Consider the following 21,080-nt stretch of genomic DNA (forward strand, 5'->3'; position numbering starts at 1 on the left):
GGTTCCGTCCCTGTCGGGGGATGGGGCCTGGTAGGACGCTGGGTGTGACGCGGAGGCAACTGAGCCACGTGCAGTGGGAGTTCATCGAGCCTTACCTGCCGATCGGTGAGTACGGTCCATACCCCGGCTGCGGGACCAGTTCGAGGGGGTGGTCTGGCGGTTTCGGTCCAGTGCCCAGTGGCGGGAGATGCCTGGTGAGTTCGGCCCCTGGCCCACCGTCTACGGACGCTTCCGGGTCTGGAGGGACGCCGGAGTGTGCTGCTGGAAGGCCTGATCGCCGAAGCCGCCCATCGGGGTGCGACGGACCTGTCCCTGGTCAGCGTGTCCGGCAGCGGCACATCCGGGGCGAGCTGGACGCGACAGCGCGATCGGGGGGGCAACCGAACGGCGCACGGCTGTCGGGGTAGATCCCGACGGGGGCCTCCAGTGGGTCCCGCCTCGGCGGTGTTGGCACATTCCGGGCGAAACTCTTCTCCCCCGGATACTCCCGGCCGTCTCCACCGGAGGCGGCGTACTCCCATTCTGCCTCCGTGGAAAGCCGGAAGGCCCGGCCGGCGCGTTCGGCCAGCCACCGGGTGTAGGCGTCGGCCTCCTCCGGCGGCATCGTCCACACCGGGCGGTTGGAGAGGTGAGCCGGGTACACCCCCGAAGCGCCACGACGTCGGCAGCCACTGCGCGTCCGTGTTCTCCAGGAACTCCCGGTACTCGGCATTGGTCGCTGGGTACCGCCCGATCCTGAACTGCGCCACGTCAACGACGTGTTCGGGGTCTCCTTGCGGATCCACTCGGGCAGCACGCCCACATGGCGCCACCTCTCGGCCACCGCTGCCACCCGCGCGGGATCCCAGCCCCACACGGAACGTACCGGCCGGCACCTCAACCATCGCCGGGTCCGTCGCGGAGATCCTGGGGTCCCCGAGCAAACCGAGGAGGGAGCCGGCTGAGAGCCGCTCGACGAACGGCAGTGAGCGGTCCTAGGCCGCGGCCGCCAGGTGTTCCGGCTCCCGGTCGGCGAGCTTGCGGTGGGCCTCGGCCAAGAGGAGGCCGTCCGTGCGCGAGACGAAGGACCAGGGCAGTCCCATCGCCTCGCGGTCGGTCACGTCATTGGGATTGGCCGGGAGCCCCGCCTGCGTCATCCCTGCCCCAGAGGGATCTCGTAGACGTTGCTGTCGTAGGAGCCGGCGAGGAAGGTCCTCGCCTCGCCGTCGTAGTGCAGCGAGGAGATACCGGCCGTGGTGGGGCGGGTGACCGTCGGCCAGGTTCCGTCGGCGCGGTCGTGGACGGCAACCAGCCCGTTGTAAGAGCCGGTGGCGATGTAGCGGCCGTCCGCCGAGGCGCTGACGCACTTGATCGAGTGGTCGTGCGGGGTGTCAAGCGTAACGGCGTCCCTGCCGGTCCATATCCGCAGCTTCAGGTCGCGGCTCACACTGGCGAAGGCTCCGTCACCGAGGCCGACGCAGCCGTTGGCGATCTTGTCGTGGGCCTCCGGTGCGCGTCCCGTCTCGGTGAGGGAGGAGATGGAGAACCACGCCGCCTCGGCGTCCGCCGAGACCGAGAAGATCGAGTCGCCGCTCACCGCGATGCCCTTGACCGCGTTCCCGTGCAGGTTCAGCGTCGTCTCCAGCCGGAACTCTCCGTCGGGCTGCAGGGAGAAGACCAGGCCCTCCCCCGTGTACGTGCCGATCACCACGTGCGGCAGCCCGTCGCGAACCCATGCAGCTCCGCAGTTGAGGGGCGAGCGGTGCTGGTGCAGCACCTTGCCGCTGAAGGCGTCGAAGATCGCCCCCATCTGGCCGCCGGTGACCACGCGGCCCCCGACCTCGGTCAGGAAGTTGCAGAGACTGCCGGTCCTGGCCCGCTCCGTGCCGTCCTCCCGGAGGGTGCCGGCGTCGCCGATGGTGAGGCGGGCTCCTCGGCGGGCGATGACGGCGTTGACACCGGGCGTGTCGTCCACCCCGTCCAGATCCCAGGAGGCGTCGTCGATGCGGTAGGTAGCGTATGAGGTGCCGAACGTCGCGAACACCAGCGTGTTGCCGTCAAGGAACGCGCACGAGCGGGGCCACACGTCACTCGGCAGCGACGAGGAGGCGACGGGGGCCAGCCCGTCGGAGGTGTCCCAGACCCGCAGTGTCCGGTCGTAGCTGAGGCTGACCAGCAGGTCCCGGGCCGAGTTGTAGACCAACCGCTTGATGCCCGCCTCGTGCGCCGGGTGCATGGTCGTGCCCTCGTCCCGGACCAGGACGATCTCACCGTCGTCGTTACCCGCGTAGACAATGCCGTTGGAGGCCAGGGCAACTGTGTCCGTCTCGACTCCGCCCAGGTCGACGTCCGCCACCTTCGCGCCTGTGCTCAGCGACCAGCGCTTGATCGTGCCGTCGTCACTGGACGAGATCAGCTCGTCCCCAGCACCGGCCCACTCGACGGAGATGACGTCCGCGGTGTGCCCCTCGAAGACGGCCCGCAGCTCCCCGTCGAAGGCGTACACCCGCACCCGGTGGTCGCGCGAGGCCGTGGCGATCAGTGGCTCGGTCGGGTGGAAGACCGACATCTCCACGTCGTCGTCATGTTTCGAGAAGACCGTGAGAAGCTTCAGGTCTGGGAGCAACCACAGCCGCGCCGTGTAGTCGCTGGAGGAGGTCAGCAGGTACTTGCCGTCGGGGCTGAAGGACACTTGGTTGGCCAGGTGGTCGTGGACCCCGCGGGCCAGAGGTTGCCGGTCGGCGGCGTTCCAGAGCACGACTTGGTTGTCGTATCCGGCGGTGGCCACATAGGTGCTGTCGTATGCGGCGATGCCGCTGATGGGGCCGCGGTGGCGTATCACGGGAGTATCCCTTCGAGAGCAATAGTGTGACAGGTCTTGGCTGCCTTGGCCTTCAGATCCCAGTAGTTGTCGGGGTTCACGTGCGGCGACGGTGGACAGCACCTTGCGCAGGCGGATGCCGTGCCGACGCGGAGACCGGGTTCGCGCACCACCAGATCACTCGCACGCTCTCGAAGGGCGATCAAGGACAGCCGCGGCGACAGGGCCTCCTGGATCTCGGTCGGTTTCACCACCCCGAGCTGCGGTTTCACCACCCCGAGCTGCCAGGAAGCCCTGTCTCCCTGCCCGCGGCCGGCAGTGATCACCCGGTCGAGCCTCCCGGCTGCCGCCCGTCCCTCGGGACCAGGACGACGGGGCAGCTACTCAGGGCGCCGGTCAGTTCGTCCGGCCGGGTACCCAGGCACTCAGCGGGACGAAGGAGCCGAGGTCCCCGATGCTCGCCCCCGCGTCGATGCGGCTCGGGCCGCCCAGGCAGTCGTCGCTCGGGAAGAGGGCCGCACTGGTGGTGTGGGTGTTGGTCACGGACTCGACCCGTCCGGCCCATCCGTGGTCGACGAGGCTGACGCAGGTGCCGCTGCTGGTCAGCGAGGAGAACGTCAGGAGTTCGCCTCCGAAGTTCTGCCCGGAGTACAGGCACAGAGCACTGGAGGGGCAGTCGGCCGACTGGGCGGCGTGGGCCGTGGCAGGGGGGAGGGCGAGCATGCCCAGCGCGGCCACCGACACGATTCCGGTGGCTGCCAGGCGCGTTCGGGAGGGGCGAGCGGACGTGCGGTTGCCTGCGGCGAGCTTGTTCATCTCGTGAAGTCCTTCGTCGTTAGGCGATCAATGGTCGTTGTTGCCAGTGATGACGGCCATGGCTCCGTGGCAGCCGTGACCGTTGAACCGATGGGTTTGGAGAGACTCGTGTCCGCAGAGCGGGACACGGCGGGTGACGGGTGAGCTCCTCGTGCTCACTTCCGCGGGAAGGTGAGCGGTGCGGCAGCGAGGTGTCTTTCACCCCGGCACGACCGCAAACGTAGATCGCGGAGGCGGGCCGGGAACAGCGACTTTCCCGCCTTGGCGCCTGGGGGCAGGATTTCCCGTTTCTTCGCTATGGGGTGGCTTCCGGCGGGCTCGGTGGCCAGGTGGTCGCGCCCTGCGGACCGAGGAAGTCCGGCCGCGTCGTCGCAGCTCAGGCCAGACACGGCGACCCGCATGTTTCGCTTGTGGGTTAAGAAAAGGCGTGTGCTTACGTGGTTGGCTGATTGACGACTCCGAGCACTGCGTCGGCGGCGCGGCCCGCACCGGGTTCGGCCCCGGCCCCGAGGCTCACCTCCGGAAAACACCGACGACGGATACGGCCGGTGTCCGCGAACCGGTGGGTGCGGCATGGCCGGGGTTCCGCGGTCAGCCAGTGCCGAGTAGATGCGTGTTGGCCGCCTTCGCGTCCACGGCGAGTTCGGGCAGCTCCACCACCGTCACCCCGGCCGCCCGGAGTCGCTCGACGCCCACGCAGTCGTCCACGAACAGTGAGGGTTCGCGCCAGGCGATCACGACCCGCAGGAGACCGGAGGTGAGCACGAGCTGAGCGCACGGATGCGGGCGCGACCGGCGCTGGGAGCAGGGTTCCAGGGTGGTGTAGATCGTCGCCGTCCGCAGCCGCGGATCACCGGCCGGCAGCTTCGCGAGCGCTGACTCCTCCGCATGGACGTGCGGATCGCCCTCGCGACTGTATCCGTGGGACAGTTCGGTGCCGTCGGCACCGACGATCACCGCGCCGACGGAGTACGCGCCCTCGGAAGGAGGGCACTTCCCGGCCAGTTCGATCGCCTTGCGCATCCAATGGAGGTCACGCTCACGGGTGGGGCCGGCTGCCGGGACCCGTTCCTTCGGCGCGTAGCGGAGCAGCACGACATCGCCGGTCGCCCTCGTCTCCAGCAGCCGCATCCGCGCGGTGGGGCCGCCGGGGTAGTCGGCCGGGCCGAGGAATCTCGGCGCCCCTGGCTGTCCCACGAGCAGCGGGGCGACGGCCAGGTGCAGCTCGTCGGCCAGGTCCTGTGCCATCAACTGGGTGTGCACAGTGCCCCCGCCCTCCACGACGAGCCGCTTGACGTGCCGGCGGCCGAGTTCGTCGAGGACCCGGCCCCAGTCGAGCTCGGCGCCGGTGCTCACCACGTCGGCCAGTCCGTCCAGATCCGTCCGGACCCTCTCGAGCGCGGAATCGACGGTGAGGACGAGCTTCTTGTCCCCGTGCCGCCAGAACATGAGGCCGGGGTCGAGCCGGCCGGAAGCCGTGACGGTGACCTTCAGCGGATGCGCGGGCAGGCCGCGTGCCAGCCGGGCGGCTCGGCGTTCCTCGCTGTTCACCAGGAGACGTGGATTGTCGCGGCGCAGGGTCGTGGCGCCGACCAGGATCGCGTCGGCGCCCGCCCGCACTTCGTCCACACGGTCGAAGTCCTCAGCGTTGGACAGCAGCAGTCGCTGGTCGGTGGGGTCGTCCAGATAGCCGTCGACGCTGCTCGCGGCGGACAGCACGACGTACGGGCGGCTGGTCATCGGATCATCCGTTCTGTTCTGTGAGGATTCACGCTGGAGCCCGGTCCGCCGCGGCGGACGTACGGGCGGTGTCCGGGTACGGCCGGGGATCCCGGGCTCTGAGAAGGTAACAAGCCTGCACCATAAGGGAGTTGGTGAAACGGTCTGCGTCGCCTTGATGGCTGGAACCCAGGGCTAGCCTGTGCGGATGACCTCGACAACGAATCCGTATCCGGACGCTGGACCCGTGACGCCGACGCACGTCCTTTCGGGCGGCAGCGGGTGGGCCTCCCCGGGGGAGAGCGCGGAGCCCCGTACGACCCTGCTGATGCTGCGTCACGGCGAGACCGCCCTGACTCCGGAGAAGCGCTTCTCCGGGAGCGGCGGCACTGACCCCGAGCTGTCCGACGTGGGGCGGTGGCAAGCGGACCGCGCCGCCGGGGCCACGCTCCTGGCGGGCGCCGGCGTCGAGGCGGTGGTCTGCTCCCCGCTCCGGCGCTGCCGTGAGACCGCCGCGGTCGTCGCCCGCCGGCTCGGCCTGGACCTGGTGGTCGAGGATGGACTCCGGGAGGCCGACTTCGGAGACTGGGAAGGGCTGACCTACGACGCGGTGCGGTCCCGTTTCCCCGAGGACCTGGCGGCGTGGCACGCGTCGACCGGGACGGCGCCCACCGGGAGCACGGAGAGTTTCGCCGATGTGGCACGGCGGATGGCCGGGGTCAGGGACGACCTGATCTCCCGGTACCGGGGCCGGACGATCCTGGTCGTCAGCCACGTCACGCCGATCAAGGTGCTGATACAGCTGGCGCTCGGAGCACCCGGCGCATCGCTGTTCGCCATGGAGCTGGCCCCGGCGTCCTTCTCGGGTGTTTCTTGCGTCGGATTGAAGGCATCCATGCGCGTTTTCAACGACACGTCGCATCTGCGCTGAAAGCGCCGCTACGGGAAGTCGGTGCCCCGGCGGGCCGCGGCCTGTCGCCGTGCTCCGCCGGTGCTCGCGTGAAGCCGTGCGAACGCCTCCGACCCGGGGTGTTCCGGGTCCGCGGGTCCGGCCTGCCGGGGCGGCCGAACAGAGGCCGGGACAAGGTCTGTTGACGCGGGCAAAACCTCCGTGCAAGGCTCGTGGGAGCGCTCCCGAGTGGCAGGCTGCGGGAGCGCGTGTTCTATGTCCGTATCGGGGCCCATGCATTGACGTAGCGTCACTTTGGTTGTCGACGGGGGAATCGAACGCTGTCATGGCTGCACCAGAACATCATGATCATCTCAGCACCGTAGGTTTCCGTACGCGTCGGACACGGGGACACCTGCCCCTGGCCGGCTTTTCCCACGGTCCCTGACGGCCGTTGTCAGCAGAGTGACGCCACGCCTCAGAGGCGCGTCCGCCTGCTGTCTTTGACCCTCACCATCACGCGTCGGTACTGGCCCGGCCCGCACCGGACGAACTCTCGGAAGTCCTGGTGAGCACTGGTGTGCGCACCGATCAAGGCCGGCCGATGACGCAGTTCGCCTCCAGGCCGTGCACGCCCGTGGCATCGGCGCATGCCCAGCACGGCCACCCATGCCGTCCCGCGGTCACCTTCGCTTCCATGCGGTGACCGCCGGGACGGGCCGGTCGCGGTGCCGCTGCCGCCCGCCCGGCATGAACTCACTCACGCACGAGATGCACACAACGCCGTTCTGTGAGAAAGGAACCACGGATGACCCAGGTCACGCATGCGGTGAAAGGCGATCAGGACAGGTTTTCGTTAACCATCCGCACCACGGTGAAGATGCCGATCGCCCTTCCGGACGGATCGGAGGCCATTCCCACCGTCCGTTCCTTCCGGGGGCTGCCGCCCGACTGGCCCGTCGACAAGGAACCCCTCGCCCTCGTGTTCGGCGACCCCGGCCCCGTGCCGCTGGTCCGCCTGCACTCGGAGTGCCTCACGGGTGATGTCTTCGGATCGCTGCGCTGCGACTGCGGTCCGCAACTCGCCGAGTCCTTAGCGATGTTCGCGGCTCAGGGCGGAATTCTTCTCTACCTCCGTCAGGAGGGCCGGGGCATAGGCCTCTACAACAAGCTGGACGCCTACGTCCTCCAGGACTCGGGCGTCGACACCTTCGAGGCCAACCGGAAGCTGAACCTGCCGGACGATGCGCGGGACTACGGGGTCGCGGCCGCGGTCCTGTCCGCCCTGGGCCACGACGAGATCCGGCTGGTGACGAACAACCCCGACAAACAACGGCAACTGTCGGAGCACGGCATCAGAGTGGCCGAGTCCGTGCCGACGGGTTGCCACGTCAACCCCTTCAACGACCACTACCTCCGGACGAAGGTGGACTTCGCGGGGCACCGGATCGCCTTCGAACCGAGGACCGCTTCGTGAACCCCTCGCTGGCCGAACGCCTCGAGGAACTGTGTCCCCGACGGGTCGTCACCACCGGACACCCCCGCTACGACGAACTGCGGGGCATGTTCAACGGCATGCACGACCGACAGCCGGCCGTGATCTGTCTGCCGGTCGACAGCCGCGAGATCGCGGCTGTCGTCCTGGCCGCGCGTGAAGCGGGTACGACCGTCACCGTCCGGGGAGGCGGACACAACGTCGCGGGATCGGGCTCCAACGACGGCGGCCTCGTGATGGACCTCAAGCTGATGCGCGGTGTGACGGTCGACCCGGTACGGGCCCTCGCCTGTGTACAGGGCGGTGCCACCTGGGACGACATCGACGCCGCCGCCGCGCGGTACGGGCTCGCCACCACGGGAGGCACGGTGGGGTCCACGGGCGTCGCTGGGCTCACCCTGGGCGGCGGGCTCGGCTACCTCACCCGCAGCCTGGGCCTGGCCTGCGATCGGGTGGAGTCGTACCGGATGGTCACGGGCGACGGACGACGACGGTGGATCGACGCCGAGCACGACGCCGAGCTGAACCGGCTGCTGCGAGGCGCGGGACACGGCCTCGGGGTCGTCGACGAGTTCACCTTCCGGCTCGCGCCCGTGCCGCGTGTGTACGGAGGCCGGTTCGCCTATCCGCTGCGGTACGCGACCCCGGTCATGGCGGCGTTCACCGAGCTGATGGCGGACGCGCCCGCGGACATGACCTGCCTGCTGATGCTCGAACCCTGGGGTGACCCGGCCGTCCGGTCCGTCGTCGCCAACGTCTTCTACTCCGGCGGAGACGAGGCGGTCGTACGACGGATCGAGCGCATGATGGCCTGTGCGCCTCTGACCGGCAAGGACTTCGGTCCCCGCTCCTACCTGTCCATGCAGGCCTCACTGGGCGAGACCGACTTCGGCCTACGGCACTACTGGTCCACGTCCTCGCTCACCGCGCTGCCCGGAGAACTGGCCGAAGGGCTCGTCGACCAGTACGCGAGCGGCGGCTGCGGAGACGGCGTCGAGGACACGGTCATCATCACACCGCTCGGCGGGGCCGTGCCCGACGCCGAGGAACCGGGGGCCATCACCTTCCGCGACGCGGCGTACACCGTGCTGGCGATGGCGATCTGGCGTGATCCGGCCCAGGACGACGCCCGGCGGGACTGGGCACGCGGCATCAGCCGGCTGACCCGTCCCTGGTCCCTCCACGGTGAGGGGCACGCCGACTACGTCAATTACGCCAGCGATCCGGTCGACCTGGACCGTCCCGGCCGGATGGCCGACGACACGAGCCGGTCCATCCAGGACGTCAGACGACGCGTGGATCCCGACGGCGTCTTCGGACCGGCGCATCCCGCCCTGTCGGTACCCGCTCCCGCCTGAGCGCGGCTCTGACCCACAGCGAAGGACAGCGATGACGCAACCACCCGATGCGCAGGTTTCCGTGGTGATACCGACCTACAATCGGGCCGAACTTCTCCGGCAGCAACTTCACGGGCTCGCGCGGCAGCGGTTCGCGCCGGAACGGTTCGAGGTGGTTGTCGCCGACGACGGGTCGTCCGACCACACCGCCGAGGTGGTCGAATCGTTCGCCACCAGACTGAGGATCGTCTCCTATAGGCAGGAGGACCTGGGTTTCCGGGCCGCCGCCGTACGCAACGGCGGCGCCCGGCTGGCTGGCGCCCCCCTGCTCGTCTTCCTCGACACCGGCGCCCTGGTCGGACCCGACTTCATCGCCGAGCACGTCTCGGCACACGAACACGGCGAGGCCGTCGGCCGGTTGGTGCTGGGCTACACCTACGGCTACAACCCGTACCGGCCGTTCCCGGGGCTCACGGAGGCCATCGCCGGCAACGAACCCGAGGAGGTGGTACGTACCTACGCCGACCAGGCCGAGTTCCGGGACCTGCGCCACGACGACCTGGAGAAGGTGGGCTTCGACCTGAGGCGTCTTGCCGCCCCCTGGATGAACGTGTGGGCGCTCAACATGTCCCTGCCCGCAGCCGACTTCCACGCGGTCGGCGGCTTCGACGAGGACTTCCGTTCCTGGGGCGGGGAGGACCTGGAGTTCGGGTTCCGCGTCCACCGGCGGGAAATGCCGATCGTCCTGTCGCACCGGGCGTGGGCCCTGGAGAGCCCGCACGAACGGGACTTGGACGGCAATCGCAGCAGCAACTGCGCCAACTCCTGGACCTTGTGGGAGAAGCATCCCTCTCCGGTCATGGAGCTGTACGGGGCGATGTATTCCCGCAACCACTACGACCCGCCGCTGGAGTACGAGTACCGGCGACTGCTCGACTGGACCGAGCAGGCCCGCGACATCGACGTACGCCAGGAGGTGACGCGTCTGGTGGCCGAACCGCTGCCGGACGGCAGCCGGCCGACCCGGGTGGTGGTCATGGGCGCGGGAGGCCTGCGGACCCTCGGCGCTTCCGGCAGCGGCGTGGCGTGCACGTTCGTCGACTTCGACGAGTGGCCGGAGGACGACGTGGCGGCGGACGGCGCGACGGCCCTGCACGCGGTCGGCCTGCGCACCGTGCTCGAACCGGGCTCCGCCGACCTCGTGGTGATCACGTCCCGGCTGCGCGGACTGTGGGAACGCTGGTCCGGCGACCTCCTCACCGAGGCCCGCCGGATCGGCGGCGCGGTGCGGGTCGCCTTCCTTGACGGGAACGGCCCACGGTGACCGGAAAGGCCATGCGGAGACCACTGGCCGACACCCCCCAGCGGAAGATCATGCTCGGTGTCCTGCTCGTGGACACGCTCGCCGCCGGGGCCTTCTACCCCCTCACATTCCTCTACCTCACGCTCAGCACCGATCTGCCGGTCGCACAGATCGGCCTGATCCTGACCGGGGGCGGTCTCGTCGCCCTGGTGCTGAATCCCGTGGCCGGCAGTGCGGCCGACCGCTGGGGTGCCCAGCGAACCCTCGTGCTGGCCAACGCGTGCTGCGGGCTCGGCTACCTGGGACTCGTCGACATCCACGGCTGGTTCCAGCTGGTCGCGGCGGTCGCGTTCATCTCCTTCTCGCAGCGCCTGTACTGGGTCGGCTGGCCGGTGTTCATCGCGGAACAGGTCGCCGAGGGGGAGACGCTGGACCGCTGGTTCGCGGTCGTCAACGCCTTCAAGAGCGCCGCCCTCGGCCTCGGCGCGGCGACCGCCGCCGTCGCTCTCGCCGCCGGTGACGTAGGCACGCTCCGGGCGATCCTGATCGTCGCCGTGGCCGCCTCCTTCCTGTCGGCCGTGGTGTTCTTCCGGCTGCGCATGAACCCGCAGGACGCCGTGGGGGACGCGGACGGCCCCGGGGGCCCGGACGCGGAACCGGCGGCCGGGTCCGGAGGATGGCGGATGGTTCTGGGAGACCGCCCGTACGTCGCGATGACCGTGGCGCACACCGCGCTGACCGTGGCGTGGCTGCTGCCCAGCGTCGTGCTGCCGTTCTACTTCGTCGACACGCTGGGCCTGCCTCCGTGGGTGCCCTCCGTGGCGTTCGCGGTGAACACGGCCATGACCGTGCTGTTCCAGACGGTCGTCTCGCGTTCCCTGGCAGGCTTGCGGCGCACCCGGGCGGTGCTCGTCGGGGCCTGTGCCTTCCTGCTCGCCTTCGCCGTGTTCGCGGGCGCGGGCAGCGGCTCCCGGGCGGTCGCGACGGGGCTCGCGCTGGTCGGCATCATGCTCTTCTCCGTCGGCGAGATGTCCGCCGGTCCGCCGGCCCAGTCGCTGTCGATGGAGGCCGCGCCGGTGCCGCTGCGCGGCAGGTACTCGTCGGTCTTCCAGATGTCGTGGACCGTCTCCAGCGTCGGCGGTCCCGCCGTCGTCGGCGCGCTCCTGCAGTGGAACAGCCTGGCCCTGTGGCTGGTACTGGGCGCACTCGTCGCGCTCGGCGGACTGGGCTTCGTCGCCTGCGAGAGGGCGTTTCCCGCACGTGTCCTGTATCCCGAATCGAAGAGGAGCAACACATGACCTCGGACGGACCGCGCATCCTTCACGTCAGCACCACCGACAAGCTGGGTGGGGTCAGTGAGGTCGTCCGCAGCGAGCTGCCCTACCTCGTCGAGTCCGGATGGCAGCCCCGATGGGTCACGGCGAACGATCTGGACGAGGCCCACGACGCCGCGTTCGTCCTGCACAACGCCCTGTACGGCGTGCCGGTGGGCGACTTCCCGGAGGACCGGGTGCGTTCGGGCGTCGAACGGTTCCTCGGCGCGAACGCCGAAGCCGTGGTGGCGGCGGCCCGGGACGCCGACGTGGTCGTCCTGCACGACCCCATGGTGCTCAACCTGGCGGCCGCGATCCGCCCCGTGACGCCGAGGATCGCCTGGCGCTGTCACGTCGGCTCCGAGCACCTGGACATGATCGACCAGGACGCCGTCTCCTTCCTCCGGCCTCAACTGGACGTCGTGGACCACCTATTGTTCCCGCATCGCGGCCTGATCTGGCCGGGCTGGGAGGACGACGAGCGGATCCTCGTCGTCCCGCCGGGAATCGACCCGCGATCGTGGAAGAACCGGGACCTGCCGGAGGAGACCTACGCCGCGCTGTGGTCCGACGTCCACGCGGCCCGCGGCACCGCCGGGCCGGCGGACATCGGCGGGGAAGACACCCATATCTTCCTGGACGATCACGGCACCGGTGGCCTGCGCGCCCCCGAGTCGCCCTTCGTGCTCCAGGTGTCCCGCTGGGACCCGCTGAAGGGACAACTCGGCGTGGTCCGGGCCTTCGCGGACCTGGCGCGGCAGGAGCCGGACGTGGAGCTCGTACTCGTCGGCCCGCACATCGACGACCGGGAGAACTACCCGGTGAACCGGAAGGTGTGGGGAGAACTCATGCGGGCCCGCGAGGAACTGGCGGGACCAGTGCGTGAACGGGTCCACGTCTGGCGGTTCGGCCCGCTGCGGCGCACCGGCGAGGACCTCGCGCTGAACGTACTGCGGCGGTACGCCCGGACGGTGGTGCAGAACAGTGTCCGGGAGAGCTTCGGACTGACCGTGGCCGAAGCGATGTGGCGGGGCGCCGTGGTCGTCGGATCCGACATCGACGGCATCAGCGAGCAGATGGAGCACGACGTCAACGGTCTCCTCACGCCCTACACCGACGGCGGTGGACCGTGGGCGGAGACGGTCCGTAGATCGCTGACGGACGAGGCCGGCCGGCTCCGCTGGAGCAAGGCCGCGCGGGCCACGGTCGAGGAGCGTTTCCTGTCCCGCGCCGGAACGCTGCGTCAAACGGCCGCGTTCACCGGTGCTTCCCGAGGCGCCGGCCGTTGACCGGCCCACAGCCGAGAACGACAACTCCGAACTGGAAGGGCGCACAATGGGCGCGATGATGTGGTTCGATCCCACCTGTCCCTTTACCTGGCGCACCTCGCGCTGGCTGCGGTCCGAGGCGGCCGTCCGGGGCGAGAAGGTGACCTGGCGGCTGATGAGCCTCGCCGTCCTCAACGAGGACCGGGACGACGTCCCGAGCCAGTACCGGGAAGGGCACCGGCGCGGGGCGCGCGTGCTGCGCGTGCTGGCAGCGGCCGCCGAGCACGGTGGGAACGAGGTGGTGGACGCCCTTTACACCGAACTGGGAACCCGCGTGCACGACAAGGCCGGAGAGTGGGACGACGGGACCATCGGCCGGGCGGTGACCGCGGCCGGCCTGCCCCTTGGACTGGCGGACGCGGCCGATGACCCGGCGTGGGACGCGGCCGTGAGGGCGTCCCACGAGGAGGGGCAGGGCCGGGTGGGCCAGGAGTCGGGCACCCCCATCGTGGCGTTCGGTGACACCCCCGGCTTCTTCGGCCCGATCCTCACCGCCGTACCGGCGGGGGAGGAGTCCGCCCGTCTCTACGACAGCATCGCCGCCCTCTCCGCCGTCACCGCCTTCAGCGAACTGAAGCGGGCCCGGGCCTGACCGCCCGCGCCCTCTCCTGCTCACCGGCTGAGGTTTCTCCATGAATGTCACATGATTCGCTGGAAGGGGTCGGTCAACTTGCCAGGCTCACCTGTCATTCGCTGTGCCGTCATCGGCGCCGGCCACAGGACCGTGGACGACTACGTACCCGCCCTCGTCGGCCTGTCCTCACGCATCGAACTGGTCGCGGCGTGTGATGTGGATCCGGCCGCGGAAACGCGTCTGACGCAGGCACTCGCCAGGAACGGACACGCCGCCCGTCCGAGGTTCTTCTCCGATCACGCGTCCCTGCTGGATGCTGTGGACCCCGGCCTCGTCATCGTCGCCACACCGCACCACACCCACCACGAGATCACTCTGGAGCTGTGCCGCCGCGGTATCCCCGTGCTGAAGGAGAAGCCCTTCGCCCTGTCGCTGGCGGAGGCCCGGGATCTCGCTGCGGCCGTCCGGGAACACGACGGCCACCTGAGGCTTTGCGTCCAGCGGCGCCATCACCCGCTGTACCTGGGGGCGAAGGAAGCGCTGGGACGGATCGGTGCCGTCAGGCACTTCGACGCCACCTACCAGCTCAGTACCGACGCCTACCAGTCCGGTTGGCGGGCCGAGGCGAAGACCTCCGGCGGCGGGGCCATCATCGATATGGGGTACCACATCATCGATCTGCTCCACTGGTTCTTCGGCATGCCGTCACTCGTCTACGCGAGCGCGGCGCCCAAGCTGGTTCCGGACGCCGCCTACGACATCGAAGAGACCACCCTGTCGACACTGACCTATCCGAACGGTGTCACCGGGGTGCTCCGTCTCTCGCTCTGTGAGTCCAGGAAGAGCGAGTTGATACGCGTCTACGGTTCCGACGGGCACATCGAGCTCACCCGGGACCGTCTCGAGCGGTTCGACCGCTCGCATCACCTGGTCGAGCGGCTGACCGGTGAACGTTCCTGGGATCCGGCGTCCGGCGTGCTGGTGAGCACGCTCGACCACCTCTCCGACCCGGACTTCACCGAACGCGAAGTGCAGGACGGTGTACGCGTCACTGCCACCATCGAGTCGCTCTACCGCTCCATTTCCCTACAGACCTCCGTACGACCGCTGCACGAGGAGACTCAGGATGCCCGTTTCGGATCTGGCCATCGACGGGGGACAGCCGGTACTGAGCCGGTCGACGGAGTATCCATGGCCGAAGCGGCGATCGGAGTGGTCTGAGCGCGTTCTGAAGCAACTGGAGAGCGGCAAGCTGTCGCTGTACGACCGCTCCGGTGTGGTGGCGGAGTTCGAGGACGCCTGGTCGACCGCGCATGACCTTCCGTACAGCCTGGTGACCAACTCCGGTACCGCGGCGTTGCATTCGGCGTTCTATGGCATCGGCCTCGGCCCCGGCGACGAGGTTCTCTGCCCGTCGTACACCTTCTTCGCCACTTCCGCCTCGCTGTTCCAGCTGGGCGCGCTGCCGGTGCTGGCCGACTGCCGGCCCGACGGCTCATTCGACCCGGAGGCCGCGGCGGGGCTGGTCACCGAGCGCACGAAAGCGGTCGTCATCACGCACATGTGGGGTCTGCCGTGTGACATGGACGCTGTCGTGGCCTTCGCCGAGGAGCACGGGCTGGCACTGGTCGAGGACTGCTCCCACGCGCACGGCGCGACCTACCGGGGGCGCCCGGTCGGCACCTTCGGCGCGGCCGCGGCCTGGAGTCTGCAGACCCAGAAGCTCGTCGCCGCCGGCGAGGGCGGCGTGCTGGCCACCCGCAGCCGGGAAGTGTACGACCGGGCGCAGTTGCTGGGGCACTTCAACAAACGGGCGATGAAGGAGATGGATCCGCAGGGGCCGCTCTATCCGTACTCCGTGACCGGTCTGGGCCTGAAGTACCGGGCGCATCCCCTGGGCGTCGCCTTCGCGGTGGGCCAGATCGCCGAACTGCCGTCCTGGATCAAGGGGAAGCAGGTGTTCGCGGAGGAGATCGCGGGACTCTTCGGGCGGATCGATGGGGTCATGCCGCTGACGCTGTCGACGCCGGAGCGGACCTCGGCCCACTACGCGCTGCTCTTCGACGTCGATCCCGACCGGGTTCCGGGCGGCCGGGACCGGCTGGTGGCGGCGTGCAACGCCGAGGGGCTGGACGACGTCGACATCCCGAAGGCGACGTCGCCGCTGCACACGCTGCATCTGTTCCGGCATCCGATGTCGCCGGTGACCACCTACGACCGGGCCTGTGTGCGGACGGAGTTCCCGGTGGCCGAGCGTCTCGCGGCGCGCACCTTCAAGATCTCGGTGCCCTGTGCCCCGGCGGGCTTCGAGGAGGAGGACGAGCGGTACCTGGCCGCCGTACGGGCCGTCACCGACAAGGTCGCCGCCCATCTGGCGTCCGGAGCGCGGAAGGAGCCCGCATGAGTCCCGTCCCGTCGGCCGGTGACCTCAAGGACGCCGCGGCGTCCGCCCGGGTCATCGGCTCGACCAACCGCAAACGCGCCGGAGCGGTCCTGGACGCCGGGGAGATCGAGGGCGTCGTCACGGACTACGTCCACGGCCGGATTCCGGATTACCAGATGGCGGCCTGGCTCGCGACGATCGCCTGCCAGGGGTTGTCCACGGCGGAACTGGCGGCCCTGACGCGGGCCCACACCATCGGCGGTGGCCGGCTGGACCTGAGCCGGGTGGACGGCCCGGTCGTGGACAAGCACAGCACGGGCGGCGTGGGGGACACCACCACACTGATCGTGGTGCCGGTGGTCGCGGCGTGCGGTGTCCCGGTGGCGAAGATGACCGGCCGGGCCCTCGGCTTCACCGGGGGCACGCTCGACAAACTGGAGTCGATCAAAGGACTCCGGACCACGATCCCGATCGAAGAGATCGTGCCGATGCTCACCTCCGTCGGCATGGTCCTCACCGGCCAGAGCGCCGATCTGACACCGGGTGACGGCGCCACCTACGCGCTGCGCGACGTCACCGGCACCGTGGAGAGCATCCCGCTGATCGCGGCCAGCATCATCAGCAAGAAGTTCGCCGTACGGGCCGACGGGCTGGTCCTCGACGTCAAGACGGGCGCCGGAGCGCTGATCCAGGAACGGGACCGCGCGACCGAGCTGGTCCGCACGATGCTCGACCTGGCCGCCGAGTTCGGGCTGAGCGCGCGGGCCGTGCTGAGCGACATGAGCCAGCCGCTCGGACCCGCGGTGGGCAACGCGCTGGAGATCCGCCAGGCGCTGGCCGTACTCCGCGGGGAGCGCGTCCCCGGACTGTGGGACCTGTGCGCGACGGTCTGCCGGCTGATGCTGCGGAGCGTCGACGCCGCGCTCACCGACGAGCAGGCCATGGACAGGATCGACCGGGTCCTCGACGACGGGTCGGCGTACGAGATGTTCGTGCGGTGGGCGGTCGCGCAGGGGGCGGACGCCGCCGCGCTGGAGGCCGAGCGGCTGCCGTCCGCCGGGCGGCGGATGACGGTCACGGCGCCCGGATCGGGCTGGGTCACCGGGATCGAGCCCCGCTCCGTGGGCCATGCGAGCCTGCTGCTCGGGGCGGGGCGGCTGACGTACGACGCGCCCCTGGACCACGGCGCCGGTGTGCTGCTGCGGCGCCGGGTCGGGGACCGCGTCGACAAGGGCGATGTCCTCGCGGAGCTGTGCTACGACGGCGGTGACGTCGCCGCCGCTCGGTCGCTGGTGGAGTCGGCGTTCCGGCTCGGTGACACGAGGGTCGTCGCGCCGGCGACCGTGCAACGGGTCTTCGAGCCGGGAGCGGCCTGAGATGCGCGGAGGTGCCCGATGGGGCGCCGCCTGACCGGTTCCGGCCGGGCAGCGCCGGGCGCGCGGCGGGCCGGGCTGCGGCGGATCGCGGGGCTGCTGCCTGCGGCCGGACGCGGTCCGGTGGCGGCGACGGTGGCCTGCGACGTGTTACTGGGCGTACTGCCCGTGGTGTTCGTGGTCAGCAGCAGTGTGATGGTGGGCCGGGTGCCCGCCGCACTGGAGGCGGGCACCGGCTCGGCACGGTGGTCGGGGGTGCTGACGGCGTTCGTGGTGGCGTCCGCCGCGTTCACCGCGCAGCAAGTGCTCGCCACGGTGCAGGGGATGCTCGGTGAGCTCGTCGCCAGACGGGTGGACGGGGCGCTCTTCGACCGGATCATCGCGGCCTCGCTGCGCGGACCGGGCATCGGTCCGCTGGAGGACCCCCGGCTGCTGGAGCGGCTCAGCGAGGCGCGGCGGGAGCTGGAGACCGGCGCGGACAGCCCCGGGAAGGCGTGCGCCGGCCTGCTGCATCTGCTGGCACGGGGAATGCAGCTGGCGGGCTGTGTGGGGGTCATCGGGTTCTGCTTCTCCTGGATCGCCGGGCTCGCGGTCTGCGTCGCCGTGCTGGCGATGCGCCACTCGCTCCGCCACGGACTGCGGGGTCACATGGCGAGCTGGGCGTCGCTCGTGGGGCGCCGGCGGGAGGAACGCTATCTGCGGGATCTGGCCACGCGCGCCGCGGCGGGCAAGGAGATCCGGATTTTCGGGTTGGCCGGCTGGCTGCGCGACCGGCACCGCGCGGTGGCCCTGGAGTGGATGGCACCGGCCTGGGCGGAGCGCCGTCGCCTGCTGCTGTGGCCCCATCTGCGGTACACCGCCTTCGGCCTGGTGGTCACGGCGACGGTGCTGGCGGCGGTCGCGGCGGCCGGAGCGGGCGGGGCCACGCTCACCGGGCTGGCGCTGGCGACGCAGGCCGTGCTGATCGGCGTCCGGCTCGGTGAGTTCTACCCCGAGTCCGACATGCAGACGATCCTCGGGACGAACGCCCATGACGCGTTGACGGCGTTCGAGGAGGGCGTGGCCAGTCACCCGGCACGGCCGGACAACCCGGAGACCCCGCAGGCGCCGCCGCTCGACCTCCGGCGGGAGATCGCCTTCTCCGGGGTCTCCTTCGGTTACCCCGGCCGGGAGCGGCGCGTCTTCGAGGGCCTCGACATGAGGATCGAAGCCGGGAAGTGCACGGCGATCGTCGGCGCCAACGGCGCCGGGAAGACCACGCTGATCAAGTTGCTCACCCGGTTGTACGAGCCCGACGAGGGCCGGATCACCATAGACGGCACACCGCTCGGGGACTGTCCGGCGGAGGTCTGGCGGTCCCAGCTCGCGGTCGTCTTCCAGGACTTCAACCGGTACGAGACCAGCGCCTTCGACAACGTGGGCTACGGCAGCGTCCACCGCAAGGACACCACCGGGGCGCGGCGGGAGATCCGTACCGCGGCGGACGAAGCCGGTGTGGCGGATGTGCTGGACGCGCTGCCCGGCGGCTTCGGCACCCCGCTGGCAGGGCACCTGACCGGCGGCACCGAGCTGTCCGGCGGGCAGTGGCAGCGGGTGGCGCTGGCCCGCGCCCTGTTCCGGCTGCGGCACGGCGCCGGGGTCCTCATCCTCGACGAGCCCACGGCCAGTCTGGACGTACGTGCCGAGGCCCGCTTCTACCAGGAGTTCGTCCGCCCCGGAGTGACCACCGTGCTGATCTCCCACCGCTTCGCCACCGTGCGGCACGCCGACCACATCGTCGTCCTGTCGGGCGGCAGGGTGAGCGAGCAGGGTTCGCACGGCGAACTGATGCGCGCGGGCGGCGAGTACGCCCGGATGTTCCGGCTCCAGGCGTACCGTTTCACCGAGATGCGCCCCCCGTCGACCCTGCCGGGAGCACGGTGATGAGCGGCGGTCTGCACCGGGCTTCCGCGGACCTGCTGAGGACGTGCTGGCGGCACAGCCGCGCCAGGACGCTGACAGCGCTCGGACTGATGCTGGCCGGCGGCGTCGCGATGCCCCTGGCGGGGCTGGGGCTGCGTGGGCTGTTCGACGCGGCCCAGCAGGGCGCGGCGGGGCGGGCGGTGGCGCTGGGGGTGCTGGTCGCCGTGCTGCTCGTCGCCGCGCTCACCTGCGGACACTTCGCGCACATCGCGTACTTCGAGCTCGCCGAGCTGAACATGCTGCACTACGGCGACGAACTGATCGTCCTCGCCAACGGGACCGCCGGCCTGGACAGCCACGAGGACCCGCGCCGCGCCGACCTGCTCGGGGTGCTGGAACGAGAGGTCGCGCAGACCCGCAACACGCTGCAGGCGCTGCTGTCCCTGGCCGGACTCGGCTGCGGGCTGCTGCTCACGGTTGTCGTGCTGGCCCTGCTGCATCCGTTGCTGCTCCTGCTCCCGCTGGCCGCCGTACCGCCGCTGCTGGCGGGGCGGCACGCCGAACGGCTCATGGACGACGCCAGAGGCACGGCCGCCGAACCGACCCGTCGTGCCCTCAACCTGGTCCGCCTGGCGACCGACGCCTCCTCCGCCAAGGAACTTCTCGCCTACCGGCTGGAGCAGGAGGCGCGTGGCAGCCACGCGGAGCTGTGGGAGCGGGCCGGTGACATCCTGTGGCGGGCGGAGCGCCGGGCCGCCGTACTGCGGGGCCTGAGCCAGCTGGTGTTCGCCGCCTGTTATGTGGGCGCGGTGCTGCTGATGCTGCGTCAGGCGGTCGCCGGACGACAGTCGGTGGGCGACGTGGTGCTGGTCGTCGTGCTCGCCGCGCAGGCCAACACGCAGGTCGCGCAGACCGTGGCGCTGGTGCCCGATCTGCAGCGCCTGACCGGGGTGGACCGGCGGATGCGGGAGCTGCGGCAGGCATGCGAACCGGAACAGCCGCCGCCCGCCGCGGCCCGTGCGGCGGCGGTGCCGCGACGGCTGCGGCACGGCATCACGTTGAGCGGGCTGTCGTTCGCGTATCCGGGTGCCGCGAGGCCGTCACTGCGGGACGTGGACCTGCACCTGCCGGCCGGCTCCGTGGTCGCGGTCGTCGGCGAGAACGGGGCGGGCAAGTCGACGCTCGTCAAGCTGCTGTGCGGGCTCTACCGGCCGACCGCTGGGAGCGTTCTCGTGGACGGCGTCGATCTTCGGCGGATACCGCCCGAGAAGTGGCGGGCCCGGACCGCGGCCGCGTTCCAGGATTTCGTCCGGTACGAGTTCACGGTCCGGCAGGCCGTCGGCGTGGGCGATCTGCCCCGTGCCGGCTCGGAAGAGGCCGTGCGGACGGCTCTGACACGCGCGCGGGCGGCCGGTGTGCCCGACGCGCTGCCGGAGGGGCTGGCCACCCGTCTCGGCAGGAGCTACACCGACGGGGCGGAACTCTCCGGCGGCCAGTGGCAGAAACTGGCGCTCGGCCGCGCGTTCATGCGGGACGGGCCGCTTCTGATGGTTCTGGACGAACCGGCCTCCGCCCTCGACGCCGAGGCGGAGCACGCCCTTTTCCAGCGCTATGCGGCTCAGGCCGGAAGGTCGGCGGCCGACGGCGGGATCACGCTGCTGGTTTCCCACCGTTTCTCCACGGTGGGAATGGCCGACCTCATCGTCGTGGTCGAGGGCGGCCGGATAGCGGAATCCGGGGACCACGCCACACTGCTGCGGCGCGGCGGTCTCTACGCGGAGTTGTACACGCTTCAGGCCCGCGGCTACCGATGAACTGGCCGGAACGGTTCCCTGGTGTGTGCGGGGA

General features: G+C 70.4%; 17 protein-coding genes and 2 pseudogenes. 13 read left to right on the forward strand and 6 right to left on the reverse strand.

Annotated features, from left to right (window positions below):
* Positions 1-44 precede the first annotated feature (44 nt).
* Positions 45-345: pseudogene (locus RI578_RS39870) on the forward strand (transposase); the annotation flags it as partial.
* Here the strand turns inward: RI578_RS39870 and RI578_RS42765 are convergent.
* The 6 genes and pseudogenes from RI578_RS42765 to RI578_RS39895 form a co-directional block, all read right to left on the reverse strand.
* A pseudogene (locus tag RI578_RS42765) lies at positions 317-884 on the reverse strand (formylglycine-generating enzyme family protein). The pseudogenes RI578_RS39870 and RI578_RS42765 overlap by 29 nt on opposite strands.
* Before the next feature lie 90 nt (positions 885-974).
* Positions 975-1,100 (reverse strand): hypothetical protein, encoded by a 126-nt coding sequence (locus RI578_RS39875; RefSeq protein WP_310869155.1) that lies wholly within the window; start codon positions 1,098-1,100, stop codon positions 975-977.
* Positions 1,101-1,132: 32 nt separating this feature from the next.
* Positions 1,133-2,821, reverse strand: a complete 1,689-nt coding sequence (locus RI578_RS39880) for a WD40 repeat domain-containing protein (protein WP_310869154.1) — start codon at positions 2,819-2,821, stop codon at positions 1,133-1,135.
* Positions 2,818-3,126 carry a hypothetical protein gene (locus tag RI578_RS39885; protein ID WP_310869153.1) on the reverse strand — a complete coding sequence of 103 codons (309 nt, stop codon included), beginning with the start codon at positions 3,124-3,126 and terminating at the stop codon, positions 2,818-2,820. The genes RI578_RS39880 and RI578_RS39885 overlap by 4 nt, the downstream gene beginning before the upstream one ends.
* Before the next feature lie 70 nt (positions 3,127-3,196).
* Entirely contained in the window at positions 3,197-3,616 is a 420-nt protein-coding gene (locus RI578_RS39890) for a peptidase inhibitor family I36 protein (protein ID WP_310869152.1), read from the reverse strand.
* 591 nt (positions 3,617-4,207) lie between these two features.
* Positions 4,208-5,356 carry a dihydrofolate reductase family protein gene (locus RI578_RS39895; RefSeq protein ID WP_310869151.1) on the reverse strand — a complete coding sequence of 383 codons (1,149 nt, stop codon included), beginning with the start codon at positions 5,354-5,356 and terminating at the stop codon, positions 4,208-4,210.
* A 226-nt stretch (positions 5,357-5,582) separates the two neighbouring features.
* Between RI578_RS39895 and RI578_RS39900 the strand changes: the two genes are divergently transcribed.
* From RI578_RS39900 to RI578_RS39955, 12 genes are all read left to right on the forward strand, one after another.
* Positions 5,583-6,266 (forward strand): histidine phosphatase family protein, encoded by a 684-nt coding sequence (locus RI578_RS39900; protein WP_399059184.1) that lies wholly within the window; start codon positions 5,583-5,585, stop codon positions 6,264-6,266.
* Between the two features lie 838 nt (positions 6,267-7,104).
* Entirely contained in the window at positions 7,105-7,701 is a 597-nt protein-coding gene (gene ribA / locus RI578_RS39905) for a GTP cyclohydrolase II (RefSeq protein WP_310869150.1), read from the forward strand.
* Positions 7,698-9,077: an FAD-dependent oxidoreductase gene (locus tag RI578_RS39910; RefSeq protein WP_310869149.1), complete on the forward strand. Its 1,380-nt coding sequence runs from the start codon at positions 7,698-7,700 to the stop codon at positions 9,075-9,077. The genes ribA and RI578_RS39910 overlap by 4 nt, the downstream gene beginning before the upstream one ends.
* 64 nt (positions 9,078-9,141) lie before the next feature.
* The gene (locus tag RI578_RS39915; protein WP_399059182.1) at positions 9,142-10,380 is read left to right on the forward strand and encodes a glycosyltransferase; all 1,239 of its coding nucleotides are present in this window, start codon (positions 9,142-9,144) and stop codon (positions 10,378-10,380) included.
* 11 nt (positions 10,381-10,391) lie between these two features.
* Positions 10,392-11,657, forward strand: coding sequence for an MFS transporter (locus RI578_RS39920; RefSeq protein ID WP_310869147.1), 1,266 nt, complete (start codon positions 10,392-10,394; stop codon positions 11,655-11,657).
* On the forward strand, positions 11,654-12,961 hold the full coding sequence (locus RI578_RS39925) for a glycosyltransferase (protein WP_310869146.1): 1,308 nt from the start codon (positions 11,654-11,656) through the stop codon (positions 12,959-12,961). The genes RI578_RS39920 and RI578_RS39925 overlap by 4 nt, the downstream gene beginning before the upstream one ends.
* A gap of 55 nt (positions 12,962-13,016) precedes the next feature.
* Complete coding sequence (locus tag RI578_RS39930) at positions 13,017-13,592, forward strand: disulfide bond formation protein DsbA (protein ID WP_310869145.1); 576 nt, start codon at positions 13,017-13,019, stop codon at positions 13,590-13,592.
* A gap of 51 nt (positions 13,593-13,643) precedes the next feature.
* A complete protein-coding gene (locus RI578_RS39935) occupies positions 13,644-14,795 on the forward strand; it encodes a Gfo/Idh/MocA family oxidoreductase (RefSeq protein WP_310869144.1) in 1,152 nt (383 codons plus the stop codon).
* Positions 14,701-15,978: a DegT/DnrJ/EryC1/StrS family aminotransferase gene (locus RI578_RS39940; protein ID WP_310869143.1), complete on the forward strand. Its 1,278-nt coding sequence runs from the start codon at positions 14,701-14,703 to the stop codon at positions 15,976-15,978. The genes RI578_RS39935 and RI578_RS39940 overlap by 95 nt, the downstream gene beginning before the upstream one ends.
* Entirely contained in the window at positions 15,975-17,333 is a 1,359-nt protein-coding gene (locus RI578_RS39945; protein ID WP_310869142.1) for a thymidine phosphorylase, read from the forward strand. The genes RI578_RS39940 and RI578_RS39945 overlap by 4 nt, the downstream gene beginning before the upstream one ends.
* An 18-nt stretch (positions 17,334-17,351) precedes the next feature.
* Positions 17,352-19,253 carry an ATP-binding cassette domain-containing protein gene (locus RI578_RS39950; protein WP_310869141.1) on the forward strand — a complete coding sequence of 634 codons (1,902 nt, stop codon included), beginning with the start codon at positions 17,352-17,354 and terminating at the stop codon, positions 19,251-19,253.
* Positions 19,253-21,046, forward strand: a complete 1,794-nt coding sequence (locus tag RI578_RS39955; RefSeq protein ID WP_310869140.1) for an ABC transporter ATP-binding protein — start codon at positions 19,253-19,255, stop codon at positions 21,044-21,046. Before RI578_RS39950 ends, RI578_RS39955 begins: the two co-directional genes overlap by 1 nt.
* Positions 21,047-21,080 lie beyond the last annotated feature (34 nt).

The organism is Streptomyces sp. BB1-1-1 (genome assembly GCF_031597775.1).
In the GTDB taxonomy this organism is placed as follows: Bacteria; Actinomycetota; Actinomycetes; order Streptomycetales; family Streptomycetaceae; genus Streptomyces; species Streptomyces thinghirensis.

Coding starts and splice junctions, on each gene's coding strand:
- RI578_RS39890 (WP_310869152.1), bottom strand. CDS start 3,616: ATGAACAAGCTCGCCGCAGGCAACCGCACGTCCGCTCGCCCCTCCCGA.
- RI578_RS39895 (WP_310869151.1), bottom strand. CDS start 5,356: ATGACCAGCCGCCCGTACGTCGTGCTGTCCGCCGCGAGCAGCGTCGAC.
- RI578_RS39955 (WP_310869140.1), top strand. CDS start 19,253: ATGAGCGGCGGTCTGCACCGGGCTTCCGCGGACCTGCTGAGGACGTGC.
- RI578_RS39950 (WP_310869141.1), top strand. CDS start 17,352: ATGGGGCGCCGCCTGACCGGTTCCGGCCGGGCAGCGCCGGGCGCGCGG.
- RI578_RS39935 (WP_310869144.1), top strand. CDS start 13,644: ATGATTCGCTGGAAGGGGTCGGTCAACTTGCCAGGCTCACCTGTCATT.
- RI578_RS39945 (WP_310869142.1), top strand. CDS start 15,975: ATGAGTCCCGTCCCGTCGGCCGGTGACCTCAAGGACGCCGCGGCGTCC.
- RI578_RS39920 (WP_310869147.1), top strand. CDS start 10,392: ATGCGGAGACCACTGGCCGACACCCCCCAGCGGAAGATCATGCTCGGT.
- RI578_RS39925 (WP_310869146.1), top strand. CDS start 11,654: ATGACCTCGGACGGACCGCGCATCCTTCACGTCAGCACCACCGACAAG.
- ribA (WP_310869150.1), top strand. CDS start 7,105: ATGCCGATCGCCCTTCCGGACGGATCGGAGGCCATTCCCACCGTCCGT.
- RI578_RS39940 (WP_310869143.1), top strand. CDS start 14,701: ATGCCCGTTTCGGATCTGGCCATCGACGGGGGACAGCCGGTACTGAGC.
- RI578_RS39930 (WP_310869145.1), top strand. CDS start 13,017: ATGATGTGGTTCGATCCCACCTGTCCCTTTACCTGGCGCACCTCGCGC.